Genomic DNA, 13,010 nt, shown 5'->3' with positions numbered 1-13,010 from the left:
ATCGCGCTGGGCTAATTGCGTTACATCTAGCGTGAAATTTTGTAAACTAACGCCCGAAGATACCGTCATGGAAGCGCTTTTTCCCGTCGTATTTATAGATCGTTTTAGGTATAAATTTTCGTCGTTTAGTTTTTTCGCGCTGACGTTTACGTTGCTAACTAGCGTCTTTAACGCGCCTAAATCCTCCGAGCGAGCCTTATTTTTATCTAATTTTTTATTAAGAGGCCTAATCTGTCCCGCTTCGTCGGCTTCTTTTAATTTTTTTACCAGATCCTCGTTTAGCATACTCCTTGAGCTGCTAAGACCCAAATTCGTTACGTTTCCTAATGCCATTTTTAACTCTCCTTATCAAAAAGTATGCCGAGGCTTTCTTTGAAATACTCGCTGATTTTAATAGCCTGCTTGCTCGGAAGTTCGCTTACCAGCTCGCCCGTTTTGGCGTCTTTTACCTGCACGATCATTAAATTTAAATTATCGTTGTAAGCAAATCGCACCTTCGCGTCTAACTGCTCCATTTGGAAATTTAGCTTTTCGGCCGCTTCCTTCGTCCTTTTGCCTAGTTCCTCGTTGCTTAATTTATCGAGCTGCTCGTCTATCGTTTGACTGACGCTTTTTTGGCTAGCGGCTTGATTTTGCTTTATAATATCTTGTTCTACGTCGGTTTTTTCGATCTTTCTAGTATCGTTTACGGCTTGACTTGATACTCCCGCGGCGCTATCTAGCGTCTGAGCGGTAGCCTTTAAGATTTCCATTTTCGCTCCTTGAAAACTTTATTTGTAACCGCTATATCGGAGAAATTTTAAATTTCTTTATACTTTGCTTGCAAAATTTTAGCTTTTTTGGTTAGAATTTCGCGTTGTTAAAAAGGAAAAAAAGATGAAAATTTCATTTGAATGCGATTGTATTTTGCTACAAAATTCGCTTCTAAATTTTTGTAAGGATTTTATCGCGCACCGAAAAGATTGCGATTTTATCGTTTCGGATAAAAAGACGCAAACCCAAAAACCGTTATTTTTAATAGCTCACGGCGGCCATATAAACGTTCCGTTTAACAAACGCGAATTGATTAATGTTTTAGAGGAATTTTATTCCGCTATTCAAATTAAGGCCCAGCCTGCTAAAAATTCGCAAATCGCGCGGGGTAGTGACGAGCTTGAAATGCAAATTTTGGCGCTTTTTGAAAATTTTAAAAAAGATTTAATCGCGTTAATTAGAGCAAGCCGTGAGTAAAATTTTTACTAGGATTTCAAGCGGCAAATTTAAAGGAAAATGCCTAGAACTCCCTTCTCTTAGTACTACCCGCAGTACTAAAAGCATCGTAAAAGGTTCGTTTTTTAACTCCGTTCGCTACGAGCTGGCGGGTAAAATTTTTATCGAGGGCTTCGGCGGTAGCGGCGCGATGGCTGCCGAAGCCGTTAGTAACGGCGCTAGCAAAGGCGTAGCTATCGAGCTCGACACTGCGGCGTTTAGACTTACGGCTAAAAATTTAGCCGACTTAAACGATGAAAATTTACGCGCGATAAACGGCGATAGTTTTGAAATTTTACCGCGCTTGATAGCTAGCGAAAATTTACCGGTTTTGCTTTATTTAGACCCGCCGTTCGACGTTAGGGAGGGCTTTGCTGGAATTTACGACAAGCTTGCGAATTTGGCGTTAAATTTAGAAAAAGGCAAAATTTTTATGATCGTTTTCGAGCATGCCAGCAGCTTTAAATTCGGCGAAAATTTAGGAAATTTCAAATTAATAAAATCAAAAAAATTCGGAGCTACGACTCTTAGCTACTTCGCCTAGAATTTGGAACGCTTATTGCTTTAAGTTTTTCAAATTTTAAAGGCGAAATATGAAAAAAATTAGATGTTTTATCGCGACTTCGCTACTTGCGTACGCCGCATCCGCCGCACAGATAAAAGACGTCGCAAACGTGGTCGGCGTGCGCGACAATCAGCTAATCGGCTACGGGCTAGTCGTGGGGCTGAACGGCTCTGGCGACGGCTCTACGTCGAAATTTACGATCCAATCTCTCTCAAACATGCTTCAAACCGTAAACGTTAAAATTAGCGCGGCGGATATTAAATCTAAAAACACCGCGGCCGTTATGGTTACGGCAAAGCTACCCGCGTTTGCGAGGCACGGCGATAAGCTAGACGTGGTAATAAGCTCGATCGGCGACGCTAAAAGCTTGCAAGGCGGTACGCTTTTAATGACGCCGTTAAAAGGCGTTGACGGCGATATTTACGCGCTTGCCCAAGGCTCGCTGACACTTGGGGGTAAAAGCTCGGGCAGAGGCGGCGGTAATCACGTAACGGCGGGTACGATATTTGGCGGCGCGCTAGTCGAGCGCGAAGCGGCGTACGACATTTACAACCAAAACGTCATAAATTTAAGCCTAAAAGATACGAATTTTAAAACCGCGCAAAACGTTCAGGACGCGATAAACGCGAATTTGGGCGACGCTATCGCCACCGCTATCGACCCGCGCACGGTTACGCTTCAAAAACCGCAAGACGTAAGCGTCATCGAGCTTTTAAACAGGGTTTTAAATTTAGAAGTCGATTATAAAGCCGACGATAAAATCGTAATCGACGAGCGCACCGGCACGGTCGTTAGCGGTATCGACGCCGTGGTAGACCCGGTAGTTCTTACTCACGGAAATATTACGCTAAAAATAGAACCTAGCTCGTTTGACGATACGCAAGATGGCGATATAAATTTACAAGATAACGTAGCTATCGCGCCGAACGCGAATATGCTAAAAATTTCGGGCGAAAAAACTACCGTCGCAAACGTTACTCGCGCGCTAAATAGACTAGGCGCCAGCCCTAGCGACATAATCGCGATAATCGAAAATTTAAAACGCGCGGGCGCTATACACGTAGAAGTGGAGATTATTTAATGCAAATCGATAATACCTTAGCGCTAAGCGCTTATAACGGACTGCAAACTAGCGCGATAACCAAGGCTAAAACGCGAGATAAAATTTCCGAAACGGATGCGAAAGAGGCGGCGAAATTCGACGCGAAGCTAAAAGAGCAGACCGACGCGTTTGAATCGTTTATGATAAAGTCGGTGCTCGATATTTCGCTAAAAGAGGACGAGGGCGCGTCGCTGTTTCCTAAGGCGGCGGGTTCGGACATTTATAAGTCGATGTATAACGATACGATGAGTCGCGCTTTGAGCGGAAATTTAGGATTTAGCGAGCTTTTATACGGATTTTTAAAACGGGACTCTTAATAAATTTAAAATTTTGCCGATATAAGGGCAAATGAAAATTTAGGAGGACGTTATGATAAATTCGCTAGGAGCCAGAGCCGCTTATCAAGCTAGCTCGCAGCTAAAACCCCAAGAGGTAAAAAAAGAGGCGCAAATTTCAAACGAAAAGAGCGCAAGTAGCGATAAGATAGCGCAAATTTCAGCCGCAATCGCGGACGGTACGTATAAAATCGATCTTTCAAAAACGGCGAAGGCGATCGTAGACGTGCTCGCGTAAAGGCGTAAAAAAGGAAAGAGATGTTGAAAAAATATTTAGACGAAGCGATAGCCAAGCTTGACGAGCTTATAAATTTAACGGAACGAGATATCGAAAATATCAAGCAAGCAAAGCATTCGACCGTCGATGAAAGCGTGAAAAAAAAGACGTCTCTTATAAAAGAATTCGAAGCGGTTAAAAAATCGCTCGATAAAGAGCTTGCCAGAGTATCGAAAGAATACGATACTGCCGCGCTTACCGGCGTGCTAGACGACGAAGCGAAGGCAAAACTCGTGCTAATGAGGCAAAAGCTCGAAAATTTACACGATATAAACAAGCAATACGCTAGACACGTCGTAGCGGTAAAAGAATTTTTCGATACGCTATCAAAGAAAGTTTTTAATCTACAAAGCAACGGATACGACGCGAACGCTAGCGAGACTAATTTATATAAAGCAAGGGTTTAATAATGGCTAATATCTTTATGGCGCTAGGCACGGGAGTGTCGGGCTTAAACGCGGCGCAGCTTCAAATAACTACCACGGGAAACAACATTTCAAACGCCGATAGCGACTATTATACGAGGCAGCGCGTCGTGCAGTCCGCGTCGATGTCGATGCACACGATACCAGGCGGCGTAGGCACGGGCACGCAAGTAGATACGATTACGCGTATCCACGACGAATTCGCCTATTCTAGACTAAAATCTACCACTTCGAATTTAGAAAATACCGGCTATAAACAGAGAATTTTGCAAGAAATTTCAAAAAGCTTCCCCGATCTAAACGATAGAGGCATAGCAAAAGATATCGGCGAGTATTTCTCGGCTTGGGGCGATTTTGCGTCAAACCCGGACGAAGGCTCGCAAAAGATAAATTTGATAAATAAAGCCAGCGTTTTGGCTAAAAATTTAAACCAATCAAGACGGACGCTTTCGTCTATTCAAACGGAGATCGACGACGTCGTAAAGGTAAATATCGCCGAAATAAATTCGATGATAAAACAGATCGCGGATATCAATAGAGAAATCCAGCGCGTAGAAGCCGGTAACGAAAACGGGCTAATCGTAAACGCAAATGAGCTTCGCGATAAGCGCGATAAATTAGAGCTTGCGATGTCTAAACTCGTAAACGTAACGACGTTTAAAAGCGATTTACGCTCAAACGCCGGCGTCGATAGCGCTATAACCGATCAGGGAAAATTTTATACCCTAAATATAGGCGGCGTAAACGTAATCGACGGCGAAGGATATCATCAGTTATCGACGGAAACTACGGCAAACGGAGAATTTACGCAGGTATTTTACGAGCGCCAAGACGGCAAGCGTATACCGATGGAAGATAAAATTCAAGGCGGTAAATTAGGCGCGGCGCTTGATCTACGCGGTAGGCATTACGACGAAAATAAGGCGAAATTTACCGACGGCATAGTGCAAAAGTATATAGATAATATGGATACTTTCGCTAAGACACTTTCGCAAAATACGAATAATATTTACGCGCAGTCGGCTATGGAGATCGCAAACACCGATCCGATTCCTTATTTGCCGAAAAATCAGCAGCTTATGAATTTTAGCAATAACATAAAGCAAGGTAGCTTTGATGCGGTAGTTTACGATAATCAAGGCAACGAAGTCGCGCGTAAAACAATACACATTAACGGCACGACCACGATGGACGATACGACTTACGGAAATTCTATCGTAAGCGACTTTAACTCAAACTCCGACGATAATAACGATAGAAATATGCTAAACGACGTAAACGACTATTTCCAGGCGTCTTATAGCTACGACGCGCGCTCGAATACCGGCGTTTTTAGCCTCATACCGCGTAAGGCGCAGGGGCTTTATAGCGTAGCTTTGGTAGATAAAGGCACGAATTTTGCGGGAGTTACTGGTATTAATAGATTTTTTAAAGGCGACGACGCGAAAAATATCCGCACGAACGATCTTTTCACGCAAGATCATACCAAGCTTCGCGCTTATTCAAAACCGGTAACCGGAAATAACGAAACCGCTAATAAAATGGTGCAGATGCAGTATCAAAAGCTGACGTTTTATTCAAACGGCCAAGCGCTTGATAGGGACGAGACGATAGAAGGATATTATCGCTACTTTACGACCGACATCGCAAGCGATACGGAGGCTAACAATACCATCCACGATACGAACGAAACGCTAAATCAAGTAGCCAAGCAAGAGCATCAATCAATTAGCGGCGTAGATACGAACGAGGAGCTAACAAACCTTATTCGTTTTCAAGCAAGCTACGGCGCGGCGGCTAAAATCATCACCACCGTCGACGAGATGTTAGATACGCTTCTGACTTTAAAATCCTAAATTTAAGGCGCATGTTTAAAATTAGCGCCCCGATTTAAAATTTATGCGAAATTTAAAAAACCTGCTTGACGCCCACGTTTTGGCTAAAAATACGGACGTAGGGCTGTTTGACGCGCCCGATCCATTGCAAGTAGCCAGAAAATTTAACGATCCGATCGCGGTTTTAATCTGCGCGCTTTTTGCCTACGGTAACGCGGGGCAAATCGTAAAATTTCTAAATTCGCTTGATTTTTCGCTACTTGATAAAAGCGAGCGCGAAATTTTAGCCGCGTTTAAAAATTTCAAATACCGCTTTCAAACTCCAAACGACGTCGCGCAAATTTTTATCAGCCTAAGGCGGCTTAAAAACGAAGCTAGTATCGAGGAAATTTTAGCGCGCGCATTAGCGGAAAAGGGCGGTATGCAGCATGCTATAAATGCGCTTATTTCTAAAATTTACGAGCTAAACGACTACCGCTCGGACGGATACGAGTTTTTTTTCGGGCGGAATTTCGCGGGCGCACCCATTTCGCCTTATAAGCGCTATAATATGTATCTGCGCTGGGCGGTGAGAGATACAGATATAGACCTCGGACTTTTTAAAAGTCTGCCTAAAAGCGAGCTTTTAATCCCGCTTGACGTGCATACGCACCGCGTGTCGCTGGCTTTGGGTCTAATTTCTAGAAAAAGCTACGATTTTAACGCAGTTTTGCAGCTTACTAAAAAGCTCGCTCAATTCGATCCGCAAGATCCGGTAAAATACGATTTTGCGCTTTACCGCATAGGCCAAAGCGGCGAGCTGGCGAAAATTTTGGGCGGCGAAAATGGCTAAAATTTTGCAAAAATTCGTCTTTCTGCTTAAACAAAATTTAATATGTTTTGATATAATGACGCCGTATTTCAACTAGAAAGGATGAAAATGAAAAAAATAATTTTAGCCAGCGTTGCGCTTGCGGGCGCGCTATTCGGACACGAACACGAGCATTTCGACCCGAAATCGGTAGAACATATCGCGATTCCTATGGAGCAGCTCGACGAAAAAGGAAATATAAAAGTCGGCGAGGTCGTAGCGATAGAGACTAACTACGGCGTGGCTTTTTTCCCTAATTTAAAGGGCGTTGAAGCGGGTATTCACGGCTTTCACGTGCATGCTAACGCCGATTGCGGCGCGACCGAAAAAGGTCTAGGCATGAAAGCGGGCGGCCACTGGGATCCAAATGATGCCAAAAAACACTCGTTTGCATGGGATGATGCTGGTCATAAGGGCGATTTGCCGGCGCTTGTGGTAGCTAGCGACGGGACGGCGACTTATCCTGTTTTGGCGCCTAAGATTAAAAAATTAGACGAGCTAAAAGGACATTCTTTAATGGTGCACGTAGGCGGCGATAACCATTCCGATCATCCAAAACCTCTCGGCGGCGGCGGAGCTAGGATGCTTTGCGGCGTAATAAAATAACGCACGAGGTCGGTTTGATTGAACCGACCTTTAAAAATCTTTTTAACTTTTTTGTATTAAACTTCCCTAAAATCTTACCCGGAGCTAAAAATGGAATTTGAAATTTGGCACTTGGGCGTACTTTTTGCGGCGGCTTTTTTAGGCGGTTTTGTGGACGCGATTGCGGGAGGCGGCGGACTAATAAGCTTGCCTGCGTTAATGGCGGTCGGCATCCCTCCGCATGCGGCGCTTGCAACTAATAAACTTCAAGGAAGTTTCGGGACGCTTACCGCGGTCGTAAATTTTAGCCGCAAAGGTATGATAAAATACTCCGATGCGCTTACGGGTATAATCTTTACCTTTATCGGAGCGGTACTCGGAACGGCGCTTATTTTGGTGTTAAATCCGGAAATTTTAAAGATTATAATCCCCTTCTTGTTGATAGGAATTTTCATTTACACGCTTTTAATGCCAAAAGTCGGCGAAGAAGATAGACGCGCGAGAATGAATGTCCGAGCCTTTTACGTGATATTCGGGCTTATTTTGGGCTTTTACGACGGATTTTTCGGGCCGGGGGCGGGCTCTTTTTGGACGTTTGCGCTGATTGCGGCGATCGGGTTTAACATGAAAAAGGCCGTCGCGCACTCAAAGCTGTTTAATTTCGTTAGCAACATCGTGTCTTTGGGTGTTTTCATCGTAGGCGGACAGGTACTTTGGGCGATCGGAATTTTAATGGGAGTAGGGCAAATTTTGGGCGCTTACGCTGGTTCTAATATGGTAATTAAAAAAGAGGTAAAATTTATTCGAGCGATGTTTTTATGCGTCGTCGGAGCCACTATCGTAAAATTGATTTACGATTATTTGAAGTAAAATTTCGGCTTTTAGCCCCGAAATTTAGCAAATTTTGCTTTATCTTAAAAAAGAATTAATTAATTTTTTGTTATCATCACGCAAAAATTTTCACAAGGTTGAAAGATGAAAGATCTATTTTTATTCTCGAATATGATTTATCACAGCCATACGTTCGTATATATTTTTCACTTTTTGCTAGTCGCTATTGTCGTTATCGCAGTCGCAAAGCGCGCGTCTAGTAAGATGCAGCTAGTGCCGCGCGGACTACAAAATATCGTGGAAGCGTATTTGCAGGGCGTAATCTCGATGGGGCGCGATACGCTAGGTAGCGAAGAGCTGGCTAGGAAATATTTGCCGTTAGTGGCTACGATAGGTTTCGTAGTATTTTTCTCAAACGCCATCGGTATAATCCCGGGGTTTGAATCTCCTACGTCAAGTCTAAATTTGACGCTAACGCTGGCGCTTATCGTATTTTTTTACTATCATTTCGAGGGTATTAAAAAGAATGGATTTTTTAAATATTTCGGTCATTTTATGGGGCCTAGCAAAGCGCTTGCGCCGCTAATGTTTCCGGTTGAAATCATCTCGCACCTATCTCGCGTAGTATCGCTATCTTTCAGGCTTTTCGGCAACATTAAAGGAGACGATTTATTTTTGCTCGTTATGCTTACCCTCGCGCCTTGGTTCGCTCCGCTTCCGGCATACGCGCTGCTTACTTTAATGGCGGTGTTGCAAACGTTCATTTTTATGATGCTTACGTATGTTTATTTAGCCGGCGCCGTCGCTATCGACGAGCACTAAAATTTGGCCGCCTTTGCGCGGCTTTCCTCCAAAATTTCCGCTCAGAAATCCTTAAATTTAGATAAGTTAAAAGAAAAAACCGCTAAAATGCGCCCAAAATTTACGCATTAAAGGTTAAATATGTTTGAAGTCGTTATTGGACTTGAAGTTCATACGCAACTTAATACGAATACTAAAATTTTCTGCTCTTGCTCCACGAGCTTCGGCGATGAGGCAAATACTCACGTTTGTCCGACCTGCCTGGCGCTACCGGGGGCTTTGCCAGTACTAAATAAAGAAGCCGTGAGAAAGGCGATAAGCTTCGGTGCGGCGGTAAATGCAACCATAAATAAACGCTCGGTTTTTAACCGTAAAAACTACTTTTATCCGGACCTTCCAAAAGCCTATCAAATTTCGCAGTTTGAGATACCGATAGTGGAAAAGGGTGAGCTTTTTATCGATGTAAACGGCGAGAAAAAGCGCATCGGCATCACTCGCGCACACCTTGAAGAAGACGCTGGCAAAAATATCCACGAGAGCGGACAGAGTCTAGTCGATCTAAACCGCGCCGGCACGCCTTTGCTTGAGATCGTGAGCGAGCCTGATCTGCGTAGCTCCGACGAGGCGGTTGCATACCTAAAAAAACTGCACTCGATTTTGCGATTTTTAAACATCAGCGACGCTAATATGCAAGAGGGAAGCTTTCGCTGCGACGCTAACGTCAGTATCCGCCCAAAAGGCGACAGCAAGCTTTATACGCGCGTCGAGATTAAAAATTTAAACTCGTTTAGATTTATCCAAAAAGCGATCGACTACGAGGTCGAGCGTCAAAGTGCGGCGTGGGAAGACGGCAAATACGATGAGGAAGTTTATCAAGAAACGCGCCTTTTTGATACCGTAAATTTGGTCACGCGTTCGATGCGAGGCAAAGAAGATAGCGCCGAGTATAGATATTTCCCCGATCCTGACCTACTACCAGTCGAAATTCCTGAAGAGATGTATAACGAAGCGATCAAAATTCCCGAGCTTGCCGAGCAAAAGGTCGCTAGATACGAGCGCGAGCTTGGCGTAAAAGAGGACGACGCGCTTATTTTAACGAGCAGTGTAGAGACGGCGAAGTATTTTGAGGAACTCGTAGAAGCTAAAATATCGCCGAAACTCGCCGTAACATGGCTCATCGTCGAGCTTTTGGGTCGTCTAAAAAACGGCGCTACGATCGAGACATCGCCCGTAAATTCGGCTAAGATGATAGAGCTTTTGCGCCGCATCGAAGACGGCACGATAAGCGCCAAGGCGGCAAAAGAGGTGCTTGACTATCTAATGGAAAATGACGTGAGCGTGGACGCCGTTATCGAAAAATTGGGATTAAAGCAGGTCAGCGACGACTCGGCTATCGTAGCGATAATAGATCAAATTTTAAGCGCGAACGCCGACAAGGTCGCCGAGTACAAAAGTGGCAAGGACAAGCTTTTCGGATTTTTCGTCGGACAAACGATGAAAGAGGGTAAGGGTGCGTTTAACCCTGCAAAAGTAAATGAGCTTTTAAAGGCTAAACTGGGGTAAAATTTATCCAAAATTAGCGTTGCGTTTACCGCTTGGTATCGCTTGCTAAAATGCGCCGAGTTTGATTTTTCGAGCGGATTAGAGCCTTTAAGCGTCGATGATTTTGGATACGGGCGAAATTTAGTCGATAAATTTAGCGGCAAATTTTAGCGCGCGAGAAAAACTCGTCTTTCGGTGTTAGTCTGTTTGGGTAATAAATGCGAAACGCAAATTTGTATGAGCCGTAAATTTTGCGAATCTCCATTCGTCAAATTTGCGCTGCTTCCCGCCGAAATTCGATGGCACAGGCACCAGATTAGCTTGATCTTGCGGTATCTCGCGACATTGCTTGCGGTTTTGCCGCCCAGATCGTTCGGGTCGGCGAGACTAAAAGCGGTTTACAAATTTAATTTAAAGTAGAAAAATGAAAATAGCGGTAATCGGAGCGGGGAAGTGGGGTAGCGCGCTTTTTGGGGCGCTCGGCGAGGAAAACGAGTGCGTCATAGCTTCGCGTACGCCGCGGGATATGCCGCATTTCGTAAGCGTCGCCGAAGCGATTAGCGCCGAAATTTTGGTATTTGCGATACCTACGCAAGCAACGGATTCTTGGCTGGCTCAAAATTTCAAAAATTTCGGACAAAAGATTTTAGTCGCCAGCAAGGGCATTGAGACTAAAAGCTTACGTTTTTTAAACGAAATCTACGAGCGTTATGCTCCCGCGCAAAATTTAGCCTTCCTTTCGGGACCCACGTTTTCCAGCGAGATCGAGCGCAAACTGCCGTGCGCGCTCGTGGTAAATTCGCTAAATTTAGGCCTAGCCCGCGATCTTGCCGCGCTATTTCCGAGTTATATCAAAGCTTACGCCAGCGACGACGTCGTCGGCGCGGAGGTGTGCGGCGCGTATAAAAACGTTATCGCGATCGCCGGCGGTATTTGCGACGGGCTGAATTTGGGTAATAACGCCAGAGCAAGCCTCATTTCGCGCGGGCTCGTTGAGATGGCGCGGTTCGGCAAATTTTTCGGCGCGCGGGACGAGACGTTCTTAGGGCTTAGTGGCGCCGGGGATCTATTTCTGACCGCTTCTAGCGCGCTATCTCGCAACTACCGAGTGGGCGCGGGGCTGGCCGCGGGCAAAAAGATAGAGCAAATTTTAGCCGAGCTGGGCGAAACGGCAGAAGGCGTAGATACGGCATACGCGATTGAGAAAATTTCGCGCGAAAAAGGCATTTACTCGCCCATCGTAAACGAGGTTGCGGCAATGCTTAGAGGCAAAGAAGCGCAGGCTAGTTTGCGCGACTTGTTGAGTAAAAAATAGCGCGTTTTCGCCTCCGGCGATAAAATTTCGCGCCCTAAATGCGCCCGTTTTGTCGCAAAGGGCTAGATGAGCGCGAATTTTAAGATAAGGTGCGCTCATTTGCCGTCAGATAATTCTTGCATAGTAAAATTTAAAAAACGCGCAAGTCGCGAGCAATTTAAACGCCTGTCGTTTTTGCACGCTAATAAAATAGACGGAGAGAATATGAATCTTAAAATTTTAGCGTTTTTATCGTTTGTGGCGCTAAATTTGGGCGCTAGCGAAGTTAGCTTGCGACAGATGGCGGCGCAGATGATAATGATCGGATTTAACGGCGTTAGCGCAAAAGAAGCAAGCGTGCGCGCGATGCTAAGCGATGCGGGATACGGGCGCTTCGGCGGAGTAATTTTACTCGGGCGAAATATCCAAAATAAAGCGCAGCTAAGTGCGCTAACGTCCGCGATAAAATCGAAACAGCCTAAAATTTTAATCGCGATCGATGAAGAAGGCGGGCAGATCTCGCGGCTAAAAGACGCGAGTTTCGGCGCGAATTATCCCAGCGCGCTAGACGTCGCGACTAGCCTAGATATCGCTCAGACGAGCGAGCTATACGCAAATATGGCTAAAAATTTGCGCGAGTGCGGCGTAAATCTGGATTTTGCGCCCGTGATAGACCTGCACGACGACGCGTCGCCTATTATCGGCGCCAAAGAGCGAGCGTTTAGTCCTAACGCTAGCAAAGTAACGTTTTATGCGGGCATATTCGTAGACGCGTTTAAAAAGGAGCGCGTGATCACGACGTTAAAGCACTTTCCGGGGCACGGCGGCTCCGCGCAAGACTCGCACAAGGATAAAAGCACGGTAGAGCTAAGCAAAGAGGCGCTCACGCCCTATAAACAAATGATAGCCGCTGGTCGCGCGCAGCTTATCATGGTTGGCCATCTTTATATAAAAGACGTAGACGAGCAAAATCCCGCATCGCTCTCGCATAAGGCGATCTCGCGGCTTTTGCGCGAGGGGCTCGGCTACGAGGGCGCGGTGATAAGCGACGATATGATGATGAAAGGCTCGGGTGACGATCCTTTGAGCGAGAAGGTCGTAAAATTTATAAATGCGGGCGGAGATATTTTGTTATTTAACGAGTTTAAAATCGGCAATCAGCGCACCGCGGACATCGTGACGCAGTATATTTTAGACGCCGTCGCGCAAGGGAAAATTTCAAAAGAGAGGATTAAACAGAGCTACGAAAGAATAGAGGCGCTAAAAGCTTTGCTTTGATTTTTGCTAGACTTCTTACTTTTGTAATGCTTCCGCTTGCCT

16 protein-coding genes are annotated in these 13,010 nt (G+C 45.2%); 14 read left to right on the top strand and 2 right to left on the bottom strand.

The genetic code is table 11. The annotated features are described in order from the left end of the window. Together QZ147_RS01460 and QZ147_RS01455 are read right to left on the bottom strand one after the other, a co-directional pair. Positions 1-333 (bottom strand): flagellar cap protein FliD N-terminal domain-containing protein (locus QZ147_RS01460; protein WP_295146355.1); only part of this gene is annotated, 333 nt, incomplete at its 3' end. A 2-nt stretch (positions 334-335) separates the two neighbouring features. Continuing rightward, on the bottom strand, positions 336-752 hold the full coding sequence (locus tag QZ147_RS01455; RefSeq protein WP_295146354.1) for a flagellar protein FlaG: 417 nt from the start codon (positions 750-752) through the stop codon (positions 336-338). Between the two features lie 124 nt (positions 753-876). Between QZ147_RS01455 and QZ147_RS01450 the strand changes: the two genes are divergently transcribed. The 14 genes from QZ147_RS01450 (at position 877) to QZ147_RS01385 (ending at position 12,968) form a co-directional block, all read left to right on the top strand. Continuing rightward, positions 877-1,230, top strand: coding sequence for a hypothetical protein (locus QZ147_RS01450; RefSeq protein WP_295146352.1), 354 nt, complete (start codon positions 877-879; stop codon positions 1,228-1,230). Next, positions 1,223-1,792, top strand: a complete 570-nt coding sequence (locus QZ147_RS01445; RefSeq protein ID WP_295146350.1) for an RsmD family RNA methyltransferase — start codon at positions 1,223-1,225, stop codon at positions 1,790-1,792. Before QZ147_RS01450 ends, QZ147_RS01445 begins: the two co-directional genes overlap by 8 nt. A gap of 49 nt (positions 1,793-1,841) precedes the next feature. Next, a complete protein-coding gene (locus tag QZ147_RS01440; RefSeq protein WP_295146349.1) occupies positions 1,842-2,894 on the top strand; it encodes a flagellar basal body P-ring protein FlgI in 1,053 nt (350 codons plus the stop codon). After that, a complete protein-coding gene (locus QZ147_RS01435; protein WP_295146348.1) occupies positions 2,894-3,232 on the top strand; it encodes a rod-binding protein in 339 nt (112 codons plus the stop codon). The genes QZ147_RS01440 and QZ147_RS01435 overlap by 1 nt, the downstream gene beginning before the upstream one ends. Positions 3,233-3,284: 52 nt before the next feature. Further along, positions 3,285-3,488 (top strand): flagellar biosynthesis anti-sigma factor FlgM, encoded by a 204-nt coding sequence (locus QZ147_RS01430; RefSeq protein WP_295146346.1) that lies wholly within the window; start codon positions 3,285-3,287, stop codon positions 3,486-3,488. Positions 3,489-3,508: 20 nt separating this feature from the next. Then, positions 3,509-3,934 (top strand): flagellar export chaperone FlgN, encoded by a 426-nt coding sequence (gene flgN, locus QZ147_RS01425; RefSeq protein ID WP_295146344.1) that lies wholly within the window; start codon positions 3,509-3,511, stop codon positions 3,932-3,934. Positions 3,935-3,936: 2 nt separating this feature from the next. Further along, the gene (gene flgK / locus QZ147_RS01420; RefSeq protein ID WP_295146342.1) at positions 3,937-5,808 is read left to right on the top strand and encodes a flagellar hook-associated protein FlgK; all 1,872 of its coding nucleotides are present in this window, start codon (positions 3,937-3,939) and stop codon (positions 5,806-5,808) included. A 43-nt stretch (positions 5,809-5,851) separates the two neighbouring features. Continuing rightward, positions 5,852-6,619, top strand: coding sequence for a TIGR02757 family protein (locus QZ147_RS01415; protein WP_295146341.1), 768 nt, complete (start codon positions 5,852-5,854; stop codon positions 6,617-6,619). A gap of 87 nt (positions 6,620-6,706) precedes the next feature. Then, positions 6,707-7,243 (top strand): superoxide dismutase family protein, encoded by a 537-nt coding sequence (locus tag QZ147_RS01410; protein WP_295146339.1) that lies wholly within the window; start codon positions 6,707-6,709, stop codon positions 7,241-7,243. A 90-nt stretch (positions 7,244-7,333) separates the two neighbouring features. Beyond that, positions 7,334-8,092, top strand: coding sequence for a TSUP family transporter (locus tag QZ147_RS01405; protein WP_295146337.1), 759 nt, complete (start codon positions 7,334-7,336; stop codon positions 8,090-8,092). Positions 8,093-8,197: 105 nt separating this feature from the next. Next, a complete protein-coding gene (locus QZ147_RS01400) occupies positions 8,198-8,875 on the top strand; it encodes a F0F1 ATP synthase subunit A (RefSeq protein WP_295146336.1) in 678 nt (225 codons plus the stop codon). Positions 8,876-8,995: 120 nt separating this feature from the next. Next, positions 8,996-10,417 (top strand): Asp-tRNA(Asn)/Glu-tRNA(Gln) amidotransferase subunit GatB, encoded by a 1,422-nt coding sequence (gene gatB / locus QZ147_RS01395; RefSeq protein ID WP_295146334.1) that lies wholly within the window; start codon positions 8,996-8,998, stop codon positions 10,415-10,417. 403 nt (positions 10,418-10,820) lie between these two features. Next, complete coding sequence (locus QZ147_RS01390; protein WP_295146332.1) at positions 10,821-11,711, top strand: NAD(P)H-dependent glycerol-3-phosphate dehydrogenase; 891 nt, start codon at positions 10,821-10,823, stop codon at positions 11,709-11,711. Between the two features lie 204 nt (positions 11,712-11,915). Continuing rightward, positions 11,916-12,968, top strand: a complete 1,053-nt coding sequence (locus tag QZ147_RS01385) for a glycoside hydrolase family 3 N-terminal domain-containing protein (protein WP_295146331.1) — start codon at positions 11,916-11,918, stop codon at positions 12,966-12,968. Positions 12,969-13,010 lie beyond the last annotated feature (42 nt).

This window comes from uncultured Campylobacter sp. (assembly GCF_905371695.1).
Lineage (GTDB): Bacteria > Campylobacterota > Campylobacteria > Campylobacterales > Campylobacteraceae > Campylobacter_A.
This window is presented reverse-complemented; position numbering and strand designations above follow the sequence as displayed.

What these genes read in the sequence shown, in the direction of transcription:
- QZ147_RS01415 (WP_295146341.1), top strand. Translation starts at nt 5,852, where the DNA reads ATGCGAAATTTAAAAAACCTGCTTGACGCCCACGTTTTGGCTAAAAAT.
- QZ147_RS01440 (WP_295146349.1), top strand. Translation starts at nt 1,842, where the DNA reads ATGAAAAAAATTAGATGTTTTATCGCGACTTCGCTACTTGCGTACGCC.
- gatB (WP_295146334.1), top strand. Translation starts at nt 8,996, where the DNA reads ATGTTTGAAGTCGTTATTGGACTTGAAGTTCATACGCAACTTAATACG.
- QZ147_RS01385 (WP_295146331.1), top strand. Translation starts at nt 11,916, where the DNA reads ATGAATCTTAAAATTTTAGCGTTTTTATCGTTTGTGGCGCTAAATTTG.
- QZ147_RS01435 (WP_295146348.1), top strand. Translation starts at nt 2,894, where the DNA reads ATGCAAATCGATAATACCTTAGCGCTAAGCGCTTATAACGGACTGCAA.
- QZ147_RS01430 (WP_295146346.1), top strand. Translation starts at nt 3,285, where the DNA reads ATGATAAATTCGCTAGGAGCCAGAGCCGCTTATCAAGCTAGCTCGCAG.
- QZ147_RS01450 (WP_295146352.1), top strand. Translation starts at nt 877, where the DNA reads ATGAAAATTTCATTTGAATGCGATTGTATTTTGCTACAAAATTCGCTT.
- QZ147_RS01405 (WP_295146337.1), top strand. Translation starts at nt 7,334, where the DNA reads ATGGAATTTGAAATTTGGCACTTGGGCGTACTTTTTGCGGCGGCTTTT.
- QZ147_RS01400 (WP_295146336.1), top strand. Translation starts at nt 8,198, where the DNA reads ATGAAAGATCTATTTTTATTCTCGAATATGATTTATCACAGCCATACG.
- flgK (WP_295146342.1), top strand. Translation starts at nt 3,937, where the DNA reads ATGGCTAATATCTTTATGGCGCTAGGCACGGGAGTGTCGGGCTTAAAC.
- QZ147_RS01410 (WP_295146339.1), top strand. Translation starts at nt 6,707, where the DNA reads ATGAAAAAAATAATTTTAGCCAGCGTTGCGCTTGCGGGCGCGCTATTC.
- flgN (WP_295146344.1), top strand. Translation starts at nt 3,509, where the DNA reads ATGTTGAAAAAATATTTAGACGAAGCGATAGCCAAGCTTGACGAGCTT.
- QZ147_RS01455 (WP_295146354.1), bottom strand. Translation starts at nt 752, where the DNA reads ATGGAAATCTTAAAGGCTACCGCTCAGACGCTAGATAGCGCCGCGGGA.
- QZ147_RS01390 (WP_295146332.1), top strand. Translation starts at nt 10,821, where the DNA reads ATGAAAATAGCGGTAATCGGAGCGGGGAAGTGGGGTAGCGCGCTTTTT.